This is a genomic window from Actinoplanes sp. NPDC000266, from assembly GCF_042899005.1.
GTDB lineage: Bacteria > Actinomycetota > Actinomycetes > Mycobacteriales > Micromonosporaceae > Actinoplanes.
In genome coordinates this window covers 72602-93139 of sequence record NZ_JBIAZI010000023.1, presented here as the reverse complement: position 1 = coordinate 93139, position 20538 = coordinate 72602, and the positions used below count along the sequence as shown (strand labels likewise).

Annotated in this window: 14 protein-coding genes and 1 pseudogene; 10 read left to right on the top strand and 5 right to left on the bottom strand. The window is 69.7% G+C overall.

The window, feature by feature from the left end:
- Window positions 1-166: 166 nt before the first annotated feature.
- The 3 genes and pseudogenes from ACFY36_RS50675 to ACFY36_RS50665 all read left to right on the top strand — a co-directional run.
- Complete coding sequence (locus ACFY36_RS50675; RefSeq protein WP_499753115.1) at window positions 167-430, top strand: hypothetical protein; 264 nt, start codon at window positions 167-169, stop codon at window positions 428-430.
- The gene (locus ACFY36_RS50670) at window positions 427-1947 is read left to right on the top strand and encodes a tyrosine-type recombinase/integrase (protein ID WP_499753114.1); all 1521 of its coding nucleotides are present in this window, start codon (window positions 427-429) and stop codon (window positions 1945-1947) included. The genes ACFY36_RS50675 and ACFY36_RS50670 overlap by 4 nt, the downstream gene beginning before the upstream one ends.
- Window positions 1948-2673: 726 nt before the next feature.
- Window positions 2674-3951, top strand: a pseudogene (locus tag ACFY36_RS50665) (site-specific integrase); the annotation flags it as partial.
- A gap of 462 nt (window positions 3952-4413) precedes the next feature.
- Here ACFY36_RS50665 and ACFY36_RS50660 read toward each other — a convergent pair.
- Window positions 4414-5055: a TIGR02391 family protein gene (locus ACFY36_RS50660; RefSeq protein WP_499753117.1), complete on the bottom strand. Its 642-nt coding sequence runs from the start codon at window positions 5053-5055 to the stop codon at window positions 4414-4416.
- Between the two features lie 1138 nt (window positions 5056-6193).
- On the opposite strand from ACFY36_RS50660, the gene ACFY36_RS50655 reads away from it, so the two are divergent.
- The 5 genes from ACFY36_RS50655 to ACFY36_RS50635 all read left to right on the top strand — a co-directional run bounded on the left by ACFY36_RS50655 (window position 6194) and on the right by ACFY36_RS50635 (window position 9559).
- Window positions 6194-6793, top strand: coding sequence for a hypothetical protein (locus tag ACFY36_RS50655; protein ID WP_499753113.1), 600 nt, complete (start codon window positions 6194-6196; stop codon window positions 6791-6793).
- A gap of 332 nt (window positions 6794-7125) precedes the next feature.
- Complete coding sequence (locus ACFY36_RS50650; RefSeq protein WP_499753112.1) at window positions 7126-7686, top strand: hypothetical protein; 561 nt, start codon at window positions 7126-7128, stop codon at window positions 7684-7686.
- A gap of 605 nt (window positions 7687-8291) precedes the next feature.
- Window positions 8292-8456, top strand: a complete 165-nt coding sequence (locus tag ACFY36_RS50645; RefSeq protein ID WP_499753111.1) for a hypothetical protein — start codon at window positions 8292-8294, stop codon at window positions 8454-8456.
- Window positions 8457-8535: 79 nt separating this feature from the next.
- Complete coding sequence (locus ACFY36_RS50640) at window positions 8536-8748, top strand: hypothetical protein (protein ID WP_499753110.1); 213 nt, start codon at window positions 8536-8538, stop codon at window positions 8746-8748.
- Window positions 8749-9217: 469 nt separating this feature from the next.
- On the top strand, window positions 9218-9559 hold the full coding sequence (locus ACFY36_RS50635; RefSeq protein ID WP_499753109.1) for a hypothetical protein: 342 nt from the start codon (window positions 9218-9220) through the stop codon (window positions 9557-9559).
- Window positions 9560-10119: 560 nt separating this feature from the next.
- Here ACFY36_RS50635 and ACFY36_RS50630 read toward each other — a convergent pair.
- Window positions 10120-10653, bottom strand: coding sequence for a hypothetical protein (locus ACFY36_RS50630; RefSeq protein ID WP_499753108.1), 534 nt, complete (start codon window positions 10651-10653; stop codon window positions 10120-10122).
- A gap of 214 nt (window positions 10654-10867) precedes the next feature.
- Here ACFY36_RS50630 and mobF point away from each other — a divergent pair, with 214 nt between their 5' ends.
- Together mobF and ACFY36_RS50620 are read left to right on the top strand one after the other, a co-directional pair.
- On the top strand, window positions 10868-15145 hold the full coding sequence (mobF, locus tag ACFY36_RS50625; protein WP_499753107.1) for a MobF family relaxase: 4278 nt from the start codon (window positions 10868-10870) through the stop codon (window positions 15143-15145).
- Between the two features lie 84 nt (window positions 15146-15229).
- Entirely contained in the window at window positions 15230-16246 is a 1017-nt protein-coding gene (locus tag ACFY36_RS50620; RefSeq protein ID WP_499753106.1) for a hypothetical protein, read from the top strand.
- Between the two features lie 463 nt (window positions 16247-16709).
- Here ACFY36_RS50620 and ACFY36_RS50615 read toward each other — a convergent pair whose 3' ends face one another.
- The 3 genes from ACFY36_RS50615 to ACFY36_RS50605 all read right to left on the bottom strand — a co-directional run bounded on the left by ACFY36_RS50615 (window position 16710) and on the right by ACFY36_RS50605 (window position 19990).
- On the bottom strand, window positions 16710-17720 hold the full coding sequence (locus ACFY36_RS50615; RefSeq protein WP_499753105.1) for a helix-turn-helix domain-containing protein: 1011 nt from the start codon (window positions 17718-17720) through the stop codon (window positions 16710-16712).
- A gap of 220 nt (window positions 17721-17940) precedes the next feature.
- Window positions 17941-18636 carry a DUF981 family protein gene (locus ACFY36_RS50610; RefSeq protein WP_499753104.1) on the bottom strand — a complete coding sequence of 232 codons (696 nt, stop codon included), beginning with the start codon at window positions 18634-18636 and terminating at the stop codon, window positions 17941-17943.
- Between the two features lie 16 nt (window positions 18637-18652).
- On the bottom strand, window positions 18653-19990 hold the full coding sequence (locus ACFY36_RS50605; protein ID WP_499753103.1) for an MFS transporter: 1338 nt from the start codon (window positions 19988-19990) through the stop codon (window positions 18653-18655).
- Window positions 19991-20538 lie beyond the last annotated feature (548 nt).

Below are 20538 nucleotides of genomic sequence, written 5' to 3'. Positions count from 1 at the left end.
GGGCCCCCCCCCCCCCGGGCCCCCCCAACCCCCCCCCCCCCCCCCCCCCGCGCCCCCCCCCCCACCCCCCCCCCCCCCCCCCCCGGGGGGGGGGGGGGCCCCCCCCCCCCGGCCCCCCCCCCCCCCACTCTGACCGGCAGCAGCCAACCACCAGAAAGGATCCTCGATGCCCGCCGCGTTTCGCCCTGGCGACATCATCCACGGATTCGCGGGCGGCGCCTTCGGCCGCGACTCCTACGCATGCCGCCGCGTCATCGTCGCCGGCCCCGACTTCCTCGTGACCCGCAACGACCGCGGTGCCGTCGAATTCTGCTCCGGGAACCGGATCCCCACCAAAGACGAGGCCTGCGACCGCGGACACTGCCCGGACGACTGCATCGAGCGTCTCGCCGCAGTGGACAGCGGCGTCGACGTGCAGGACTTCCGGTGACCCTGCGGGTCGTGCAGTACTCCGGCGGGATCGGCAGCTGGGCAACCGCCGTCCGCGTCGCCGAGCGCTACGGCGCCAGCGACCTCGTCCTACTCGCGGCGAATACGAAGGTTGAGGATCCGGATTTGTGGCGCTTCGTCGCTGACTCCGCCGCCCTGCTGGGCGTTAACCCGGTCGTGGTCGCTGACGGGCGCACTCCGTGGCAAGTCTTCGCCGACGAGCGTTTCCTCGGAAACTCCCGGATCGCCCCCTGCAGTGTCATCTGCACCGCCTTCACCTCGTTGGTCATGACGTTGTCGATCATGATCAAGGAGTTCGGTATGGATATGCGTGTCCAGCTGATGGAGGGCCGAGCATCGGTCCCCGTCATCGGTGAGGTTTCCCCATCATGCCGGTTGGTGCCACCGTTCTTGGTGCTCGACGGCCTCGGCCGCGACATCGAGCCGGTGACCGCCTACCTTCGCGATCTCACGGTGAGCGACTGCGGCCACCTGACCGTCCGCAGCTACGCCTTCGGACTGCTGCGGTGGTTCCGGCTGTTGTGGCTGCTGGAGGTCGGTTGGGAACGGGCAACCGAGGCCGAGGTCGTGGTGCTCGTGGGTTGGCTGCGATCGGCAGTCAACCCGCAGCGCCGGAGATCGACTCCGGGCTCCGCGCCCGCCGGATCGGTGAACACTCGGACCGGCCGGCCGACGCTGGCCGCGGGGTACGCGCCGTCGACGATCAACCATGCTTTGTCGGTTGTCAGCGGCTTCTACCGGTTTCACGCTCATTTAGGGCAAGGACCGGTGGTCAACCCGGTGCCCGTCGCACCCCAGCGGCGCCGGGCGTTGTCGCACCGCAGCCCACTGGAACTTCAGGTCCGGCACGGCCGGGCCCGCTTGCGGCAGAAGGTGCCGACTCGGCTGCCGCGAGCCATCCCTGACCGGCAGTGGGACGAACTGTTCGAGGCTGTCGGTTGCGATCGGGACCGGGCATTGCTCGAGTTCTTTGTCTCCAGCGGCGCGCGGGCAGCCGAGCTGCTCGGTGTCGGCATCGACGACATCGACTGGGCCGGCCAGCGGCTTTGGGTTATCTCCAAGGGCACGCGAGCCCGGCAGATGGTTCCCGCCTCACCAAAGGCGTTCGTGTTCCTGGCCCGCTACCTGGACGAAGCAGGTCCGCCACCGCCGGGCTCATCGCTCTGGCGCACGCAGCGGGGCGCGCCGAAGCCTCTGGCCTACTGGGCGCTGCGCCGGATCATGCAGCGCGTCAACGCCCGGCTCGGCACGAACTGGTCCCTGCACGATCTGAGGCACACCGCCGCGACCCGGATGGCCAACGGCGGCAAGCTCACGCTCGCCGAGGTCCAAGCGATTCTGCGGCACGCCGATATCCGCACGACGGGCCGCTACCTGGCTACCCGGGTCGAGGACCTGGCCGAGAAACTCGCCGAACACTACGCACGACCGCGGCCTGCGATCTCATATTCCGCCGGCTACGACCCCGCCGACATCACGGCGGTGTTCGGTGGTTAAGGCCCAGACGCGTTCCACCGGTCTCAACCGCCGGCACCGGCACGGCCCGGTCCTGGAGGAACTCGGTTTCGCCAGCAGATTCGTCTCCGGCCGCATCCCGGCCGAACCGGCAACCGCATCCATCCCACCGAGGCCTTTCGGCGAGCTCAGCCTAGCCACCGCCAGCCACATCGCAGACTTGGCCGGGTCCGCTTGGCGGGAGCCGCCCAAGCCGGCATCCGCTCGGAGACTGGGTGCCCGGGCAGCGCTGGAGTTCCTGGCCGGCTTCCCGGGCGACACCTGGCAGGCCCGCTGGGACGCCAGCTCACTCGGGCAGGGCATCCTTCCCGCCAGTGGCGTGATGTCGGTGTTCGAACCCAGCCAGACGATCAGCCCCGGGGTCCGAACTCTGTTCTGTCTCCGGGTCATCCAGCCGTCCTTGATGGCCATGCGCCGCAACAAATTCCGCGATTACCCGCTGCAGTTCGTGCCCGCCCAGAGCGACCCGCTGCTGGACAAGTTCATCGAGCTATCCGACGCCCACGACGGCCGCTGGGAGCAACGACAGCGGGCTCAGTTCGACCTGTGCTGTCTGTTGACGACGCAAGGCGTGGCCTCGCTGACGTCACCCCGGCCTCGCTGTTGCACTACACGCACGAGACTAGAGCGGTCCGCGTGGTATTACGCGACGGCAAGAAGGACGCCAACCACCTCGCTGGCACGGGCACCTGGAACGTCCTGCACGCGATGGGACACTTTCCCGCCGCAACGCCGCACACCATGCGGGCGGCGTTGCTACGCGGTCAGCAGACGATCGAAGAGGTCATGGACCGCTGGCCGATCCGCAACCAGCCCGTCCGCCAACTGTTGATCGACTACGGCCGGCGACGCAGCGTCGACGCCGACTACTCGACCATCACCAACCTGCTTCTGCTGCTCGCGCACCACTTCTGGGAGAAGATCGAGCGCCTCAACCCGGACCAGACCGACCTACGCATTGATCCAGAGATCTACGCCACCTGGCGAGAGCAGATCAACACCCGTGACGACGGCCGGGCACGCGTCCAGGTAGACGACATCCTTCTCACCGTCCGCAGCTTTTACCTGGATCTGCACACCTGGGCCGTTGAGGAACCCGAGCGCTGGGCCGCTTGGGTCGCACCCTGCCCGATCCCTCCCAACGCCTTACGCGGCATCGGCGACCGGCGGCGCCGGATCAACGAACGTACTGCCGACCGCACCCGGGTCCGCCAACCACTCCTGCCGACCCTGGTCGCCCACGTCGAGGCCCGCCACGAGCATGCACGCCGGCTCCTGGAACACGCCGCCGCTACCTCTGACGGCGAGACCTTCTCGCTCGACGGTCGAACCTACCGCCGCTGGCTCAGCCCTAACGATCGCAAAAGAGCCAAGTACGACGAGCCTCCGGTGCGGGTGATCGACGAAGCCGCCGGCAAGACGATCCACGTCAGCACTATGGAGGAGGCCACCTTCTGGGAGTGGGCAATCGTCGAGACGCTACGTCACTCCGGCGTCCGGATCGAGGAGCTCACCGAGCTGACCCACCTCAGCGTCCGCCAGTTCCAGCGGGCCAACGGCGAGGTCATCGCCCTGTTGGTCGTTGCGCCGTCCAAAACCGACCGCGAGCGGGTCATTCCCATGTCAGCGGAGCTGTTCCACGTCATCGCCCAGATCATTCGACGTCACGCCCGCGCTGGTAAGTCGATCCCGCAGCTCTGCCGGTTCGACCCGCACGACAAGGTCTGGAGCAGCCCGCTGCCGTTCCTGTTCCAGCGTTTCCGCGGCACCACCCACCGCGTCATCAACCCCACAACGATCCTGATGATGCTCAGCCGACGCTGCGACGCGATCGCCGAGCTCAACCCCGCCTTCCGCGGGCTCTCGTTCACGCCGCACGACTTCCGGCGAATTTTCGCCACCGAACTGGTCAACAGCGGACTACCCATTCACATCGGCGCCGCCCTGCTCGGCCACCTCAACATCCAAACCACGCGCGGCTACGTCGCCGTCTTCGACGAAGACGTCGTCCGTCACTACCAGGAACACCTCAACCTCCGGCGCAGCCACCGGCCCGACGGCGAATACCGCTCCGCCACGCCCGAGGAATGGGCCGAGTTCGAAGAGCACTTCGACAAGCGGCGTCGAACTCGGATCCTGCGGCCGCCCCTACGGCACCCCCTGCCAGCACGAACACGCCTGCATTCGCTGTCCGATGCTGCAGGTCAACCCAAAGATGATCGACCGCCTCGACGAACTCGAACACGACCTCGTCACCCGCCGCCGACGCGCCGAAGAAGAGAACTGGCGCGGCGAAATCGAAGGAATCGACTTGACCCTCAACTTCCTACGCGCCAAGCGCGAAGAAGCCCAACGCCTCGCCCGCAGACCGCTCATCCAGCTGGGGATCCCGCAACCGAGGGGAGACAACGCTTGATACGTCGCCACCCCTCAACTACCCCTCGCCCCCTACTCGCCCGGCCCTGCAACCGGCTCCTCGATCTTGTCGAGCAGGCGCAACAACAGATCAGCCAACAGCACGATCTCTGCAGCCTCGGTGGCATCGGTGAAGTCCACCCGCCGATGGCTCGACGGATTCTTGAACAGTCCGATCGCTCCCTGGAACAGATTCATTTGCGCGGTCGACTCACCGCCTTCGAGCTCCTCGCGGAACAGCGGGCCGCCTTGCCGGAACGCCTTCGTCATCAGCTTGACGCCGACCTCATCCGGTCCAGTGCCGAGCCCGGCTTTGGCTCGCACTCGAACCTCTACTTCCTTCATCGCGGCAAAGGAGGCAGTCTCAAAGTCGCCACGAAGAAATTGGGGTCGCGCAACACGCTCGAGAGCCGGGACCAGCTGGACGTCCAGCCTCTCGACGGCCCGCAACCACGGCAAACCCTCACGGAGGAACTGCCTTCCCTTCCGGCTGATGACGAACGCCTTGTCGGCGCTCTGGTCTGGGTCCAACGCGATCAACCCACGGGTCTCCAGCCAGCCCCACGCCTCGCTCAATGCGAGCAAGGCATCACGCCGATTGCCATACCTCGACCTGGTCTCGATCAGCCAGCTTCGCCAGTTCCACGCATTGGTCGCGTCTGCGTCGCGCAACACCAGAAGGGCCAGTTCGTCCAGCGGCAGCGCCAGCACTTGTTCTTCTGTCAACGTCCATCCACTCGGCACCGCAGCATTGTCTTCTCTTCGAGGCCTTCCGGTCTGCCGGACCTTCGGTCACGACATGAGCAACGGGCGTCCAAATCGCGGACTGACCTCCGCCAGATCACTCGAACGAGTGAAGTGCAGATAAGCTCAGCAATGTTGAAGCAGCGGCCCTGCCGGGCCTGGCTCACTGAGCACGCCGACCCGGCCGACACGATCCTCTACGTCGGCATCGACTCCAGCGAGCAGCAGCGGATTCCCGGCATCGAACGGGGCTGGGCACCCTGGCAGGTCCAATTTCCGATGTGTGACCCGCCGTACCTGTCCAAGACCCAGATGCTCGATTGGGCCCGCAGCCTCGGGCTGCGCCCGCCGCGACTCTACGAGCTGGGTTTCACGCACAACAACTGCTTCGGCGTCTGCGTGCGCGCTGGGCAACGCCAATGGCTGCACCTGCTCGCCGTCGCACCCGAACGGTTCCTCGCGGCCGAGGCCGAGGAGGAGAAGCTCCGCGCCCAGTTGGGCAACGTGGCGATCCTCAGGGAACGCCGCCGAGGCGTGAGCTACCCGCTGCCGCTGCGCGAGCTACGCCGCAGAGCACGACATCTGAGCCAGCCGGCCTAACACCGGCCCACCCTCCGGCACCGCCGCCGCCCACCGCCGTACGGAGCCGGCCTTCAACGGCGCGCAAAGGCAGCCGGCCCCGACACGTGTCGCTTAGCTCAGCCGGCAGCTGTGATGGCGCTGGCCCGTCGCGGGTTCGGTTTCCTGTCGTCGCATGACCGCTGCCGTGCCGCGTGCTCATGCACTATGCCGTCCCGCCCGAGCGGGCCGGCGGCCCAGCGTGTGCAGCCGCTGGCTGAGCGACCCAAGGTCAGCCCACCCGGCCCCGGCGGCAAGCCCGCGATACAGAACATCTTGGCAAGCCCGTGTCTCGCTGGCGCTCGACGCCAAGATCTTCTGTCCTGGGGCCTGCCCCCGGGATCGCGGGCAGGCTGTGACCGGCCCCGTCAGCGCGGCACCCAGCGCCGGGATCACCCGATCCCGCAGAAGGGGGTGCCGCATCAGATCCACTCTGATGGAGGCATACACCATGACGGACAACGCCACCGCCCAGATCACCGACACCGCTGCGGGCGGCCAGGACTACGCCGACGCCGAACGGCCGGCCGCTCCGGTAGGCTCGGTCTATCTGTCCGACGTGCTCGCCCGCGTACGCCGGCACGCCCTCACCAACAGCTGGTGCGGCACCGCCGAGAACGCCACCATGCAGGCTCTGAACGAAGAGCTCTCGTTCAAGCCAGTACGCAGCCAGCGATGCACCTGCGCGTCCTGCGGTCCCGCCGATGCCGCAGAGACGATGGCCGACGAGCGGTTCATCCCGGTCGAGGGCACCGACCCGTTCGTCACCAAGGTCCGCCTGAAGAAGGCCATCCGCAGGGCCGTCGACCTCTGCTACGACTGGGACGAGCCGATGAGCCTGTACCGCGAGCTCATCGACGCCTACGGGCTGGACGAGGTCTCGCTGCCCGTCATCACCTACACGGTCACCTTCACCGTCACCGACGAGCAGTTGCACGGACGCTCGGCCGACCGGTCCGGCATCCTCTACGCCCTGCAGTCCGGATCCGACGTCGGGTTCGCCGTTTCGGCCGAATCCGCCGAGCAGGCCACCGCCACCCTGGTGCCGTAGTCATGACCTGCGGCCCGGCCGGTTCACTCCGGCCGGGCCGCGTGCACCCGACGCAACCTTCGGCTGTCGCCGCCCCTCGGGAACTGCTTGCAAGCTGACGGCGCGTGCATGGCCCGGTGTGCGGATCCCGCGGCGCTCGCCGTTCCAGTGAAGACCGGCCGCCCGGGGACGGCAAGCCGACACCTCACCCAGTGACAGCGCCAGCACAACGTCCGCGGGTTCCGGCTTGCCGCCCCGGTCGTGCCGGTCTCGGCCGGGCCCGTTAGCGCGGCGGGCCCGGCACACAGTGCATGTTGCCCGCCGCACCGCTATGCGGCGAAAGGGCACGGGTCATGAACAACGTGTATTGGGGTTATACCGACGAGCACGCCGAGGTGATGCCACCCGGAACGACGGCCGGTGAAGGACGCTGCGAGGCCGGCGAGTGGGGCGTCCGGGTCGAGGACATCGTCGCCTACAACTCGCTCGGCGGGCTCCGGCGGTGGGCGCAATCGCTGCTCGACGAACTGCCCCCCGAGCGCGACGGGGCGCCGCTGGTCATCGTCGATCACGCCAGCCAACGCGAATGGCTGACCTACTCCGGAGTGGTGGAGCGGATCATCGGCGCCGATCCCACCGGCGGCACCGTCGCCCGCGTACACGACCTGCTCAAAGCAGTACTCGCTGACCCGGCCGCTGTGGGATGGACGCTCGGCGACGGAGTCGCCGAACTCTGGGCCGGCTACGACGACGGTGTCGTCGCCGGCGTCCGCCTTGCCCGCTCCGGTTTCCAGGTCGGCATCGGCAGGCCACTGCTCGAAGACGACGTCAAGATCCGGTTCCTGGCGAGCCCCGCCGAACAGGCCCACGCCTGTCTCGGGCTGATCGCCGAGCGCATCAACAACGCCTACTAGCGTCGAGCCCCTGTTGCCTCCGCCCACTCTCCGAGGCGACCAGGGCGTACCCCCTTCACCGGCACCAGGCCAACCCGCCGGTCGCCAGTCTCGGCTGCAAGGCGCGGGGTGCCCACCGACCGGCCTGCCGGACTCGGCGTCGCGGCGGCTATCGGCATCCGCCGCCGCGACGCCAGGTACTCGCACCCCTCGTCGGCGCGGCGAGGCCAGGCCTCATGTCCTTCTCGCCGACGGGACCCGCGCCCGTGGCTGACGCGGCGGGCCGTCGCGGCGCCGGCGGCACGGTGAAGGGCGGCCGTGGTCCTGGCGGCCTGCTGGCGTGGTGCCCGGGGTGCGGCGGCCACCAAACTGCCGGTACCTGACGCGACGCCCGACCGCCAGCGATGACCGGCCCGCCCGGCCGGACGGCAAGCCCGGGAAACATCTTGCCAGCGCAGCCACCCGTCACCCGCGTCCTCATCGAAGGCTGCGCTGGCAAGATCTTTCGCCGCAGAGCTGGCCTGCCACCGGCCGACCAGCCGGTCCCCTCGTGGCCCGTCATCGCGGCAGGCCCGGACGTTCACCGGCGCCGCCGCACCCGGCACCGTGCGCCAGGAGGCAACGCCATGGACCAGAACCTGCCCTTCCCCAACCGCCGTCAGCGCCGCGACGGCCAGCCGCGCCGCCGCCCCGGCCGCGATGTCCTGGTCGGCGAGAAGGACATCTTCGACCCGGCCAGCCCCGCCGACTACCGCGAGTACCGCACCGTCCTGGGCTACGGCCGCCGATAACAACCCTGGGGTGCAAGGCCCAGCCCGGGCCTCGCACCCTCTCACGCCCGGCACCCGCCCTGGACTTTGGAGACGCTCGATGGGCTGCGCGCACAACGAATTCCCGACCTTGACGCCGACCACGATCGACGACTTCGCCGACACCTTCGACACCGCGACCCTCGAGACCATGCACCGCCAGGCGCAACACCTGGCCGCCGGTACCAGCAGTACCGCGGCCGCGTGGACGAAAGTCGCGGTCACCCTCGCCGAGGCACACCACCAGCGGGTACACGACCCGTTCTACCGATGACACCGTCCGCTCCCGGCCGCCAGGCTCGGTCGCGCTCAGAGCGGCCGGCCCTAGCGGGCCGTTAAAGCGGAGCGGCCTACGGCCGCGCTGTTGAAACCCTTTTCCGACCGCCGGCAGCCGCCGGCAGGATAGGTTGCGCGACGGCCTCCACCAAATCCGCGGCGGGCGCGGAAAACATCATGCACACCCCACATGATCTTTTCCCCGAAATCCCCCACCACGGATTTGGCTCCACCCGCCACACAACCAGGCGAGCACGCTCGCCCCGTCGGCCGAAAAAGCGCCTCAACACCAAAACCCACGCGCCCTACCTGCATAAATGCTCTCGTACGCGAGTCACAGAATGTGGAAATGCAGTTATCCTCTCACCGCATTCTATAGATTTTCGCCTATGTTTTAGGTATTGTTTTTCATGTCGGAAGCGGCAACTTCCGGCAACACCAGCGATAATCATCTAGGAAGGCCAATCGTGAGCGAACACGAAATGGAACAGGTCAGCGACGGAGTGAACCGCGTTATCGCCGGGTGGCGAAGCGCGTTCGGATCGTTCTACGCCCACGTGTACTTGAGCGACGACAACAGCGGATGGCCCGTGCCGAGCCTGGAAGTCGGCGACGACTTCGACGAGATCACCGACCCGCGCCACGTCATCGCGTTCATCGAGGACTACGCCACCGTCCCCGACGGCTTCGCCGAGACCCTGCGCGCCGACGCCGAGAAGGAAGGCGTCTGCGACCTACCGGCCCTGCTCGCGATCCAGCAGCCCCGGTCGTCCGCCTACGCCATACCCGAGGCCCGCATCCCGTTCTAAGCCCCACCCAGTCGAGGGGCGGGGGGGCCCCCCGCCCCCCCCCCCGCGCCCGGGGGGGGGGGCGGCGGCCCCCCCCCCCCCCGGGGGCGCCCCGACACCACCCCCCCCCCGGGCGGCCCGCCCGCCCCCCCCCCCCGCCCCCCCCCCGCCGGCCCCCCCCGCCCGCCCCCCCCCCCCCCCCCCCCCCCCCCCCCCCCCCGCCCCGCCCCCCCCCCGCCCCCCCCCCCCCCCCCCGCCCCCCCCCCCCCCCCCCCCCCCCCCCCCCGGGGCCGGGCGCCCCCCCCCCCCCCCCCCCCCCCACGGCCGTGTAGGCCTGACAGCGGCCTCCTGCGGCCGCGTCGACGCGCATCGAGCACGCCGCCACGGGCTGCCGCACCCGCCACCCACGGCCGCACCACCCCAGCACGCACATAGGGAGGCCGACGGCCTCCCGAAGGAGGACACCCCCGCAATGGAGGTGTACCCGGCAAGGTCCGTCGGCCTCAACACCAGCGAACACACCAGCGCGAAGCGCGCCCGAGTGAAGGCCAGCATCTACGCTAGCGCGTCCACGCGTTCCGTCACACCCCGAGGAGCCCGCCATGCCCCGTGACCGCCTCGAACGCATCGTTGCCCGCATCGGCTAGGCCGCCGCCATCATCGGTTTGACCGCCGCCGCCCTCAGCCTCATCGGGCTTATCGCCGCTCTTATTTGGCTCGCCGCCCGCTGATCCCCGCGCCGCCGACCCGGCACTGGCCGCGCCACCGCGATGGCCACGTCGCCTTTCCCCCTGCGTTCGCCATCGACCGGCCATCTCCCGCACCCGCTCGTTCGGCACCCGCTGCACTGCGCGCCGGACCTCCGCCACCGGCAGGCCCACCAGTTCGGCCGTTTCCTCCGCCGAGCTCAGCCGCGCCAGCACCGCCACCGCCTCATCCCGCTCGCCCTCGGCCAGCACGACGGCAGCGTCCAACTGCGACAGCGCGGACTCACGCCGACGCTGCGCCGCCTGCACCGCACCGAGCGCGCCCGCCACCGCGACCACCGCCCGCTCCTGCGCCGCATGCCGCTCCCGCAAACGCTGCACCATCTCATTGCTTCGTTTCCCAGCCATCCACTAACGCTAACGCCACCCAGCACCTACCCCAAGACTCAGGAATCGTTTATGAATAAACGCTTGGACCTCATTCTCTAACTCATCCAGCCCTGCGCACCCCATCTATGCAGCAGGAATGAGCTCATGACCATGTCAACCTAGTCTTAGAATCAGCACACCCCTTGGCATTCAAATGTCGATAAGGGGCCGGCCGCGTTCTACTCTCGGCGGCATGCTCACGGTCAACCGCATCTCACCGGGCGCGGGGATCACTTACCTGACCTTGCAGGTTGCAGCCGGGAAGCACGACTTCCGGCCCGCCGCACCCAGCTCGGCGGTCGCCTACCACGCGGATCCGGCCGCGCATGGGGAGGCACCGGGATGGTGGGCCGGACAAAGCGCATCCCTATTCGGTGTACGCGGTGAGGTGACAACCGAGCAATTGCAGGCTCTCGTCGGCGAGGGACGGCATCCGGCGACTGGGCAGCAGCTCGGCCGGCTGTGGCGGCGTTTCCCCGCATTGGATGACGAGGCGCGCCGACAGGCAGTGGAAAAGGCGTGGAAGGCGCTGCCGTCGGATGCGACCTATGAGCAGATGGCGCAGGTGTGGCTGCGGATCTGGACCGCTCCGGAACGGCATCCGGTCGCCGGTTTCGACGTCACCGTCTCGCCGGTGAAAAGCGTCAGCCTGTTGTGGGCGTTCGGCGACGACACGGTCAAACGTCAGGTGATGGCCGCCCATCATGACGGGGTCCGGGCCGCGCTGGAGCACCTGCGCGCGCACGGGGCGTTCACCCGGCTCGGGGCGAACGGCCTCGTACAGGTCGACACCGACGGCCTCGCCGCCGCTGTCTTCGACCACCGGATGTCGCGGGAGAAGGACCCGCAGCTGCACTCGCACATCGTCATCTCGGCCAAGGTCCGCGTCATCCGCGAGGGGCGCGAGGACTGGCTGGCCCTGGACTCCAAGGCTTTCTATCAGGCCAGCATCGCGGCGCGGATCGCCTACGAACGGGCTGTTGAGCATGGCCTCGGCGAGCGTCTCGGGGTCCGGTTCACCGCTCGGCCCGGGTCGACGATCCGGGAGATCGCCGGGATTAGCCCTCGCGCCATTGGGCAGTACGCGAAGCGCCGGGCGGCTATCGAGACGGACATGACTGGCCGGGTCGGTGAGCCGGCCGCCGGATGGCAACGGCTGTCGGTGGGCCGGTGGCGGCGCAGCGCCCAGGACGCCACGCTGCGTACCCGAGCCCGCAAAGACGCTCCCGAATCCACCATCGACGCGGTCAGCCGGTGGCAGCGCGAGGACCAGGCGGCAGGTCTCGACACCGCCGCCGAAGTCCGCCAAGTCGTCGCCGCCAACGTTCCCGGCCAGCCCGACCGTGACGCCGTCCGGGTCATCCGCCGCGCCCAGCAGCATACGGCCGGGCGCCGGCTGCGCCTGGAGGACCTGCACGCGGCGGCGCGGCGGTTCGGCTTCACCGACGAGCAGCGCGAGGCGATCGTCGGCGCGGCGGTCCGGCGGGTGCCGTATCTGGCGGTGGAGCAGGCCGTCGAGCAGCTCACCACGGAGCGGGCCGTGTTCGGCCTGGAGCATCTGGAACTCGCGATCGGCCGGATCCTGCACGTCAACCCGGGCACGGATCGGCGCGCTGACTGGCAGCGCGTCGAACACCTCGCCGCCGAGGCGGTCCGCACCAACGCTGGCGGGTTGCGGGTGCTGACCCCGCCCGAGTTGATCCAGTGGGGGCCGCAACTCGTCCGAGGCTCCGACGCGCAAAGCATCTACAGCCGGCACCGCGACCTCAAACTGACGACCCTGCCGGTGCTGGCCGCGGAGAAGGAACTCGTCGCCTACGCCTCCGGGAGCGGCGCGACCGCGGCCTCCCGGCCATTGCTGGAGCGGGTCGCCGCCGAGCTGGACTTGTCGCAGGAGAAGCGGGCCGCGCTGCTGTTCGCCGTCGGTGACACTCGGCGGCTGACCGGGATCGTCGGCCCGGCCGGCACCGGAAAGACGTATCTGCAGGCGGCGGTCGCCGTCGCCGCGCAGCAGGCGGGTGTTCCGATCGTGGGGTTGACGGTCGGGCAGAACGCGGCGTTCGTGCTCGCTGACGCCAGCCGGCAGGGTGGCCGGGCGGGCATCCGCACCGAGAACATCGCCATGTGGCTGCACGCGCAGCACACCCCGCCCGAAGGCACCACAGGCGCTGATTGGGCGTTTAAGCCGGGCCAGTGGGTGATCGTCGACGAAGCATCCCAGGCGTCCACGCTAGACCTGATTGAGCTGTCCCGGCTGCTCGAACCCGTCGGCGGGAAACTCATTCTGGTCGGTGATCCCGCGCAGATTTCCGCCGTCGGGCCCGGTGGAATGTTCCGGTACCTCGCCGCGCTCGGCCACACCATCGACCTGGTTGAGGTGCGACGGTTCGACAACGAGTGGGAGGGGCCGGCGTCGCTGGGGCTGCGTGACGGCGACACCACCGTGCTCGCCGAATACGACCGGCGCGGCCGGATCGTCTCCGGCGACCGCGCCGACCTGATCGGCCAGGTCCTCGACGGGTGGGCGGTCGACATTCTGCAAGGCCACCAGAGCCTTATCCTCGTCGAGACCGAGGCCGAAGCCGCCGACATCGCCGTCCAGGCCCGCCGCCAGCTCATCCGCGCGGGCCTGGTCACTGGCGGCCGATCCGTCACCCTCGCCAACGGCACCCACGCCGGGGTCGGAGACCTGGTCGTCACCCGCCGCAACAACCGCACGCTGATCGCCGGCGAACAATTCGTCGCCAACCGCGCCCAATGGCGGGTCCTGGAGCTTGGCCCTGACGGTGAACTGCTCGTGGAAAACACGTCCACCGGGCATCGGACCGGCCTGCCCGCCGGTTACGTCGCCGAACACGTCCAGCTCGCCTACGCCGCCACCGTCGACTCCGCCCAGGGCCGCACCGTCGACACCGCTAGGGCGATTGTTGACGCGGCCACCAACCGCGCCCGTCTGTACGTGATGGCCACCCGCGGGCGCCGGCTCAACCAGTTCGCGGTCGTCACCGCCGACGAGCCGCCCGAAGCGCACCCGCCCGCGCCGCCCATCGCCGGGATCACGGTGCTGGCCGACATCCTGCGCGCCGACACCGCCGAGCGCTCCGCCACCGAAACCGAACACCAACTCTGGGCCGACGCGGATGCCCTGCATCGGCTCGGACCCATCTATGACGACCTCACCGCCCGGGCTACCGCACCTCATTACCTCACCATCGTGCGCACTGCGGCCGGCCCGGCGAGTGCGGCCGCGCTCGCCTCTGACCCCGCGCTGCCCGCGCTGATCAGCCGGTTGCAGGCTCTCGCCGCCGCCGGGTACGACCCCGACGACGTCCTTGCCGCCGTTGCCGCCCAGCGTGAGATCGACAGCGCCCGCGACGTCGCCGCCGTGCTCGCCTGGCGCCTCGACCGCACCTACCAGCACCTGCAGGCCGACCCGTCCGCCGCGCTCGCCAACACGCACACAGGCTCCTACACCGACCGGATCGTCACCACCAGCGGCGACCTAGGCGACGCTCTGCGCCAGGTCGCCGCGCTCGCCGTCCAGCGCATCGCCACCCTTGCCCAGCGCGCCGCCACACAATCGCCCGCCTGGGCGGCCGCCCTCGGCCCAATCTCCGACGATGCTGCGGGACGCCGGCAATGGCTCGACCGGGCCGCCGTCGTCGTCGCCTACCGGGACCGCTACCAGCACACCGGGGACGACCCGATCGGCCCGCAACCCTCCGAACGCGACACCGAACGGTGGGCGGCCTGGCACCGCGCGCAGACCGTCCTGGGCGTCGCCACCCTCGCCGGGCAGATCAGCGCCGCCACGGACACCGACCTGCGCGAGCTCATCACCGCGCAACGCGCGGCCGAAACGGGCGCCCCCGACTATGTCGCGGGCCGGCTTCGCACAGCCCATCTGCAGCTGGTCGCCGCCGAGCAACATCTGCGCGACGCCTCTCTCGACCTGGTCACCGCACGCACTGACGCCCGCGCCATCGCCGTGCCGGCAGCGTGGCCCCGCCGGTGGTGGCACAGCCCAGCCAGCCGGGCCCGAGCCGCCATCGAACACCACACCGCGACCGTAGCGGCGCTTCGCGCCAGCACCACGGTCGACGAACTCGGCCAGCGAGTGCAGCACGCCCGCACGCAAGTCACCGCGGCCGTGCACGACGTGAAAGCCCTGGAAGCCGGCCATCAGCGGTGGACCACCTGGTACGAGCAGGCCCTGCCGACCCGCTACGCCGGGCTCGCCGCCGCCGCGGAAACCGCCCGCCGCACCGCCAACCTGACCACCACCACCGGGCAGCTCGCCGAGGCCGTACGCCAAACCTCCGCCCGCGTCCGCGCCGTCGACGCGACCCGCCCGAACCGGCACACCATCCCGGTCGCCACTGCGCCCCTCGACCCGGCAACGCACGGCCTAGACGACCCGGTGGTTTCGGCCCAGCCTGCGGAGCGCGAGATGGAACTCGACCATGGCTGACCGACCCTGTCACCACCGGCGCGCCGGCCATGCCGCAACAACGACCGGCGCCGTCCGGCGAACGCGTCTTGCGGGCAGGCAGCCGTGAGCGGACACCGCGTCGCCTTCGTCGACGAGGCCTTCATCCATCGCCCCAACCATCCCGGCATGTATCTGTTCGCGGGCGTCGTCGTCGACGGCAGTGACCTCGCCGAGGTCATCGCCTCAACGCGCCAGGCAGCGGGCCAGCATGGGCCGTTCCACGCCACCGACCTCTACAAGCGCGGCCACCTCGCCCCGATCGAGGACATGCTCGACACCGTGCACGCCCACGCGGGCTGGACCTTCCTGGTCACCCAGGCGCCGATCACCGGCAGTCTCGAGACCGCCCGTCAGGCGACGTTGAGTCAGCTGCTGCGCCAGCTGGACGCACAGAAAGTCCGCGACGTCGTCCTCGATACCCGCGCCAGTGAGTATGAGCGTCTCCAGACCCAGCTTGAAGGACGCAAGGTCGCCCGCACGGACCTGCCGGACGTCACCACCTATCGCGAGCTCGTCCGGGGCAACCAGATCAGCCCCCGCCTGCGCGTCCTGCACATCGCCGACCAACAGCAGCCCGGTCTGTGGCTGGCCGACGCCGCCGCCTGGTCGTTCCAGCGAGCGCTCAACTTCGACGAACCGCAATGGCTCAGCCGGATCACCGATAGCGCGAGCATCATCGACGCGGGCAGCGGACGGGAACTGTCCCTGGACAGCAACAGGGCCGCTCCACCCAGTGGCGAACGCGGCCCCGAACACCTGAGCCAAAGCGCTCAAGCATCCTTGTTGACCCCCCGATTTTACACCCTCACCGGCGGGACCACGAACCGAAGTTTGGGACCTGGACGCCTCTACGCCACGCTGATCAGCCAGACCGAGAGCGGCCCGGGCCAGGGTAATGAACAGGGTCTCGCCGACCAGGTGCGAGACGTCAGCCGCGCCGTGGCAACGCTCTCCGCCGCCATTTCCCGTTCCGCCGATCCGGAACAGCCGAAATACTCTCAGGCCCGGCTGGATACCGCTGCCAGTCCGCCCGCGCCCACCAGCCCCGGTCAACAGATTCCGGACCTGGACATCGGTTAGCCACTGCCCCTCGTCAGTTCGAGAACGGTCGGCTTCGCCGATTCTGAAGGTCTCCGATGGCCGGCCGGACGGCGTGAGTTGGCCGGCAACGCGGGCCCGATCGCCGCCGACCTGAACGCCGTGCCCGACGAGACGGATCCGCCGCAACCCCTTGATGTTGCCATTGACCTTGAGCCACGAGTGGTTGCAACCGGTTCAGCGTGCAGGCTTAAGACCGTGCCGGACCCCAAATACGCGTTAGCGCAGCGACCGCAGCCCTTGAACCGAGTCAGCCGTCACCGTGGCCGCCAAGTCCTATCCGCGGCTCAGTGTCAACCCGCAGAGCGCCGAAGTGTCCCCGGTGGGGCCGCCGTGAGGGAACCGGCGCCATCGGTTCCCAGCAGCCGGATATATCAGCGGCTCCCGGTCTGCCACACCGGCTCACAGAACGCGTGCACCGGCAGCGGACCTGACTGCGTCGACGTCACCGCGCGACCGTACCGGACGGGGAATGAGGGGTCTTCGAGCGTTCGATTCGTTCGGCACGGCACAGGCCGCAGGTTGCCGCGCGGCGGCCCCGGTGCTGCGGGCACATCTCGTCAGCGGTGCCGGGCGCGGTGGTGGCCGGTACGGCGGTTTGGACGGCGGTGCCGCGGAAGCTCGGGTGGCGTTCGATGGTGGTTTGTTCGCGGCGCATCCAGTTGCGCCAGGTGGCCGTCCAGTCGCAGCGGCGGCCCTTGGCGCCGGGCTGAGCGGTCCAGTAGTCGACGAACGCGGCGGTGGCGGTCGGCGGGACGTTCGGTGCGTGCTGCCGGGCCCAGCCGGCCATGGCGTCGGTGACGGCGAAGTGCTGCGGCAGCCGTGTTCCCGTCTCGTCGAGGCTGGCTGAGCGCCGGCCGTTGCCGCGTGCGGGCGGACGGTCTTGGGATGTTGAACTCTCCGTAGGAGAGTTCACGAACGTCTCGGGTCCGCTCGGCGGACGGCTGGTGTCCGCCGAGCGGACCGGCCGTGTACCGCCTGGCGGACGGGCCGAGGTGTCCGCCAGGCGGACACCTGGCGGTTCGGACGCGGTGGGCGCAGCGGGAGTGGTGGTCGCAGCGGGAGTGGTGGTCGCGTCCGTGCGTACCCCAGCGTCGTCGGATGGTGTTTGCTCGGGATGCGGCGCGGGATTGCGGCGTCGTGATGGCCGGTGTGGTTTGACGACGCAGGTGGATCCGATGAGCAGGGCGTAGCGGGTGGTGGCCCGGCCGTCGGACGCTGCCGGCCGCTCGCGTTTGAGCCAGCCGGCGGTCTCCAGGACGCCCAGCCACTCGGCCACCGTCGACTTCGACAACCCGGTCATCGCGGCCAGCATCGCCAACGAGGGTGTATGCGCGGCCGGGATGACACCGGTCTCCCAGTCCGCTTTGACGGCTATGGTGAGCAGCAGATGCCGGGCGGGTGAGGGCAGCCCGGAGTTAAGGACCGCGTGCTGCAACTCGAGCACGAATCGCATACGACAGCCCCTCCACGTGCAAGATGCGTTCGGAAGACCGTGCGCGCCGGCGCCACCGTGGGACGCGCTGACACCGCCTGGAGCCGCGCGCGGGCGGCGGCCAGGTTGACCGCAAACGCGGGCGTGCGGGCAGCGCCCGTTCAAATGCGGGGATCAGCGGCGCTGGGACGCCGCGATGCTTTCGGGCCGTAGCGTTGAACCGTCGGTGGTGGTGAGCGGGCTACCAGCGGTAGCCCGTCCCGCTGACGTCGTTGATGAGCATTCCGGTGTGGGTGTAGTAGTTGAGGGCGCTGAACAGGGTGAAGCCGATCCCGGCGATGGTCCAGGACCAGTAGAGGATCGCCCAGGTGATGCGGCGGCGCAGGTTGAGGGCGGCCGGGACGAGCAGGCAGCCCAGCGCGGCCGGGCCGTAGAGCACGGCGACGAAGAACGTGTTCTCGATGACCGGATGGTGGTGGAGCAGCCCGGTCAGCGGTTCGGTCGGCGGGGCCGCGCTGATCACGTCGAAGCGCAGGATCGCCAGGCAGCACCACACCAAAACGACCCCGAGCGCGAAGATGATCCAGCCTGTGGGTCCGGCGAGGGCGGCGATTTGTGGCTGGCCGAGGACTCCTCGTTGGCGTCGGAGCCGCCAGGTGGCGGCGAGCAGCAGGACACCGAGCAGCAGCGAGGGTTCGGCGAAGAGGGTGTCGAGGTAGGGCTTGGCCGCCGCGAGAGGGTGGGTGATCGTCGCGGTGAAGGCCAGCGCGGTGAGCACGGCGCCGAGGGCGCCGAAGGTGACGGCCCAGGCGCTGGGATTGGCGGATCTGGTCAGTTGCAACGGCATCCGGATGCCGCGGACCAGGGCCCAGTAGCGGGGTACGAGCAGTAGCGCCAGTCCGGCGCACACTCCGATGAGGGCGTTGTACATGATCATTGACTGGTTCCTTTTGTCAGCTGGCGAGCAGCCGGTGCACGTCACGGGCCGCTCGAATGGATCGTTCGTGGGACCGCCGGGCGACAGCCGGGGACGGCACGGCGGGGCCTGTGGGATCGGCCGTCTGGGCCGGCCTTGCCGGTGGCCGTGGTCGATGACGGATCGGCGTTTCACGCTGATCGACGGTTCCGGCGTCTGAGGCGTGGAGGCCGCGTGGTTGCTGATGGGCGGAGCGCGGCCGGTGCACGACACTGGCCGTCGCCGCAATGATGAGCAGCAGCATGGGCAGGATGAACATGGCCCGGGCGAGCCCGACAAGATCGGCGAGACCGCCGATGAGTGCCGGGCCGCCGACGAAACCCAGGTAGCCCAGAGCGGCGACGTACGACAGGATCCGACCGGTGTGCTCGCCGTTGAGGGTTCCGGCGGCGGAGTAGACCTGCGGGACGACGCACGACAGGCCGGCGCCGAGCACCGCGAAGCCGGCCAGCGCGGCGACGGGGTGGTGGGCGAGCAGGCCCGCCGCGAGTCCGAGGGCGGCGATCAGGCTCGAGGCGCGCAGCAGCCGTACCGGGCCGAGCCGGGCCAGGAGCCGGTCGCCGGTGAGCCGTCCGATCGTCATCGTGGCCGCGAACACCGCGTAGGCGGCCGCGGCGGTGGCGCTGGAGCTGCCGAGGCTGTCGTGCAGATACATGCTGCCCCAGTCGGCCGCGGCGCCTTCGCTGGTCAGCGAGCAGAACGCCAGAAGCCCGAGCAGCAGCACCTGCGGCCAAGGGAACCTCGACGTCGGCGGCGATGCGTCGACGAGAGAGGGCCGCTGCTGCGTTGACTTCGGCGACTCGCTGGGCAGCGCCCACCTGATCGCGGCTACAGCGAGCATCGTCGACGCGGCGCCGATGGTCAGGAACGTCGCCGCGGGCCCGTGGCCGGCGTGCGCGAAAGCTCCTCCAGTGAGCGCACCCACCACACCGCCGATACTGAAGAAGGCGTGGAACGAGGTCATGATCGGCCGCCCGTAGGCCCGCTGGCACTCAACAGCGTGGGCGTTCATCGCGACGTTCAACGTGCCGTGAATGGCGCCGAAGACGAACAACGCACCGAGCAGCGTCGGCAGGGTGGGGGCGTAGGCCAAGCCGACGAGCGCGCCGCCGACCAACGCCATGGCCGGAGCGAGGACCTGGCGGCTGCCGAACCGGTCGACCAGACGACCGGAGCCGCCCATCCCGGCCAGGCCACCGGCCGCCAACACAACCAGGGCGATGCTGAGCTGACCGTCGGACATGGCCAGCCCGTGCATGATGGCCGGGATCCGGGCCGTCCACGTGCCGATGGCGGCCCCTGCGACGATAAACATGAGGCACACGGCGACCCGAGCCCGCCGTAGCGCTACCCGCTCAGGACTACCCGCCACGGACTCCGGTTCCGGTGCCGAACGCGGTCCTTCAGCTGTTCTGTGCGCAGCCGCCAGATGGCGGCGAACGACGGTGCGGCGGCGCCGAGAAGCGGGTGAGGATCCGCTCTGCGGTACTACATGGTCGCTGGCCGCCGGTCGAGACGCCAGACTCCGGGCACCCTGACCGGCCGAGCCGGTGATGGCCCGTCGCGGCCCCGGTAGCCGCCGATGCCGGGCGAACCGGTTGATGTTTGAATGCTGCAACGCCCACGCGGCGGCGCTCAATCCGACGGCGCCACCGATGAGGGCAAGTCCCAGGTGCTTCGCCTGGAGCCTGCCCGCGGGCTGGCGGACCCGGTCGATCAGCGGACTCCAGCTTGCCGGTCCGTGCCGGGAGCCCCGTAACCGGCGTGGACCTGCTGGCGAGAGAACCTCCGCGTTCGGCAGGTGCGGCGGGCTGGGCGTGGTCATGGTTCGAGTGAATGGGTTGAGGTTGCGCACTGTGGACT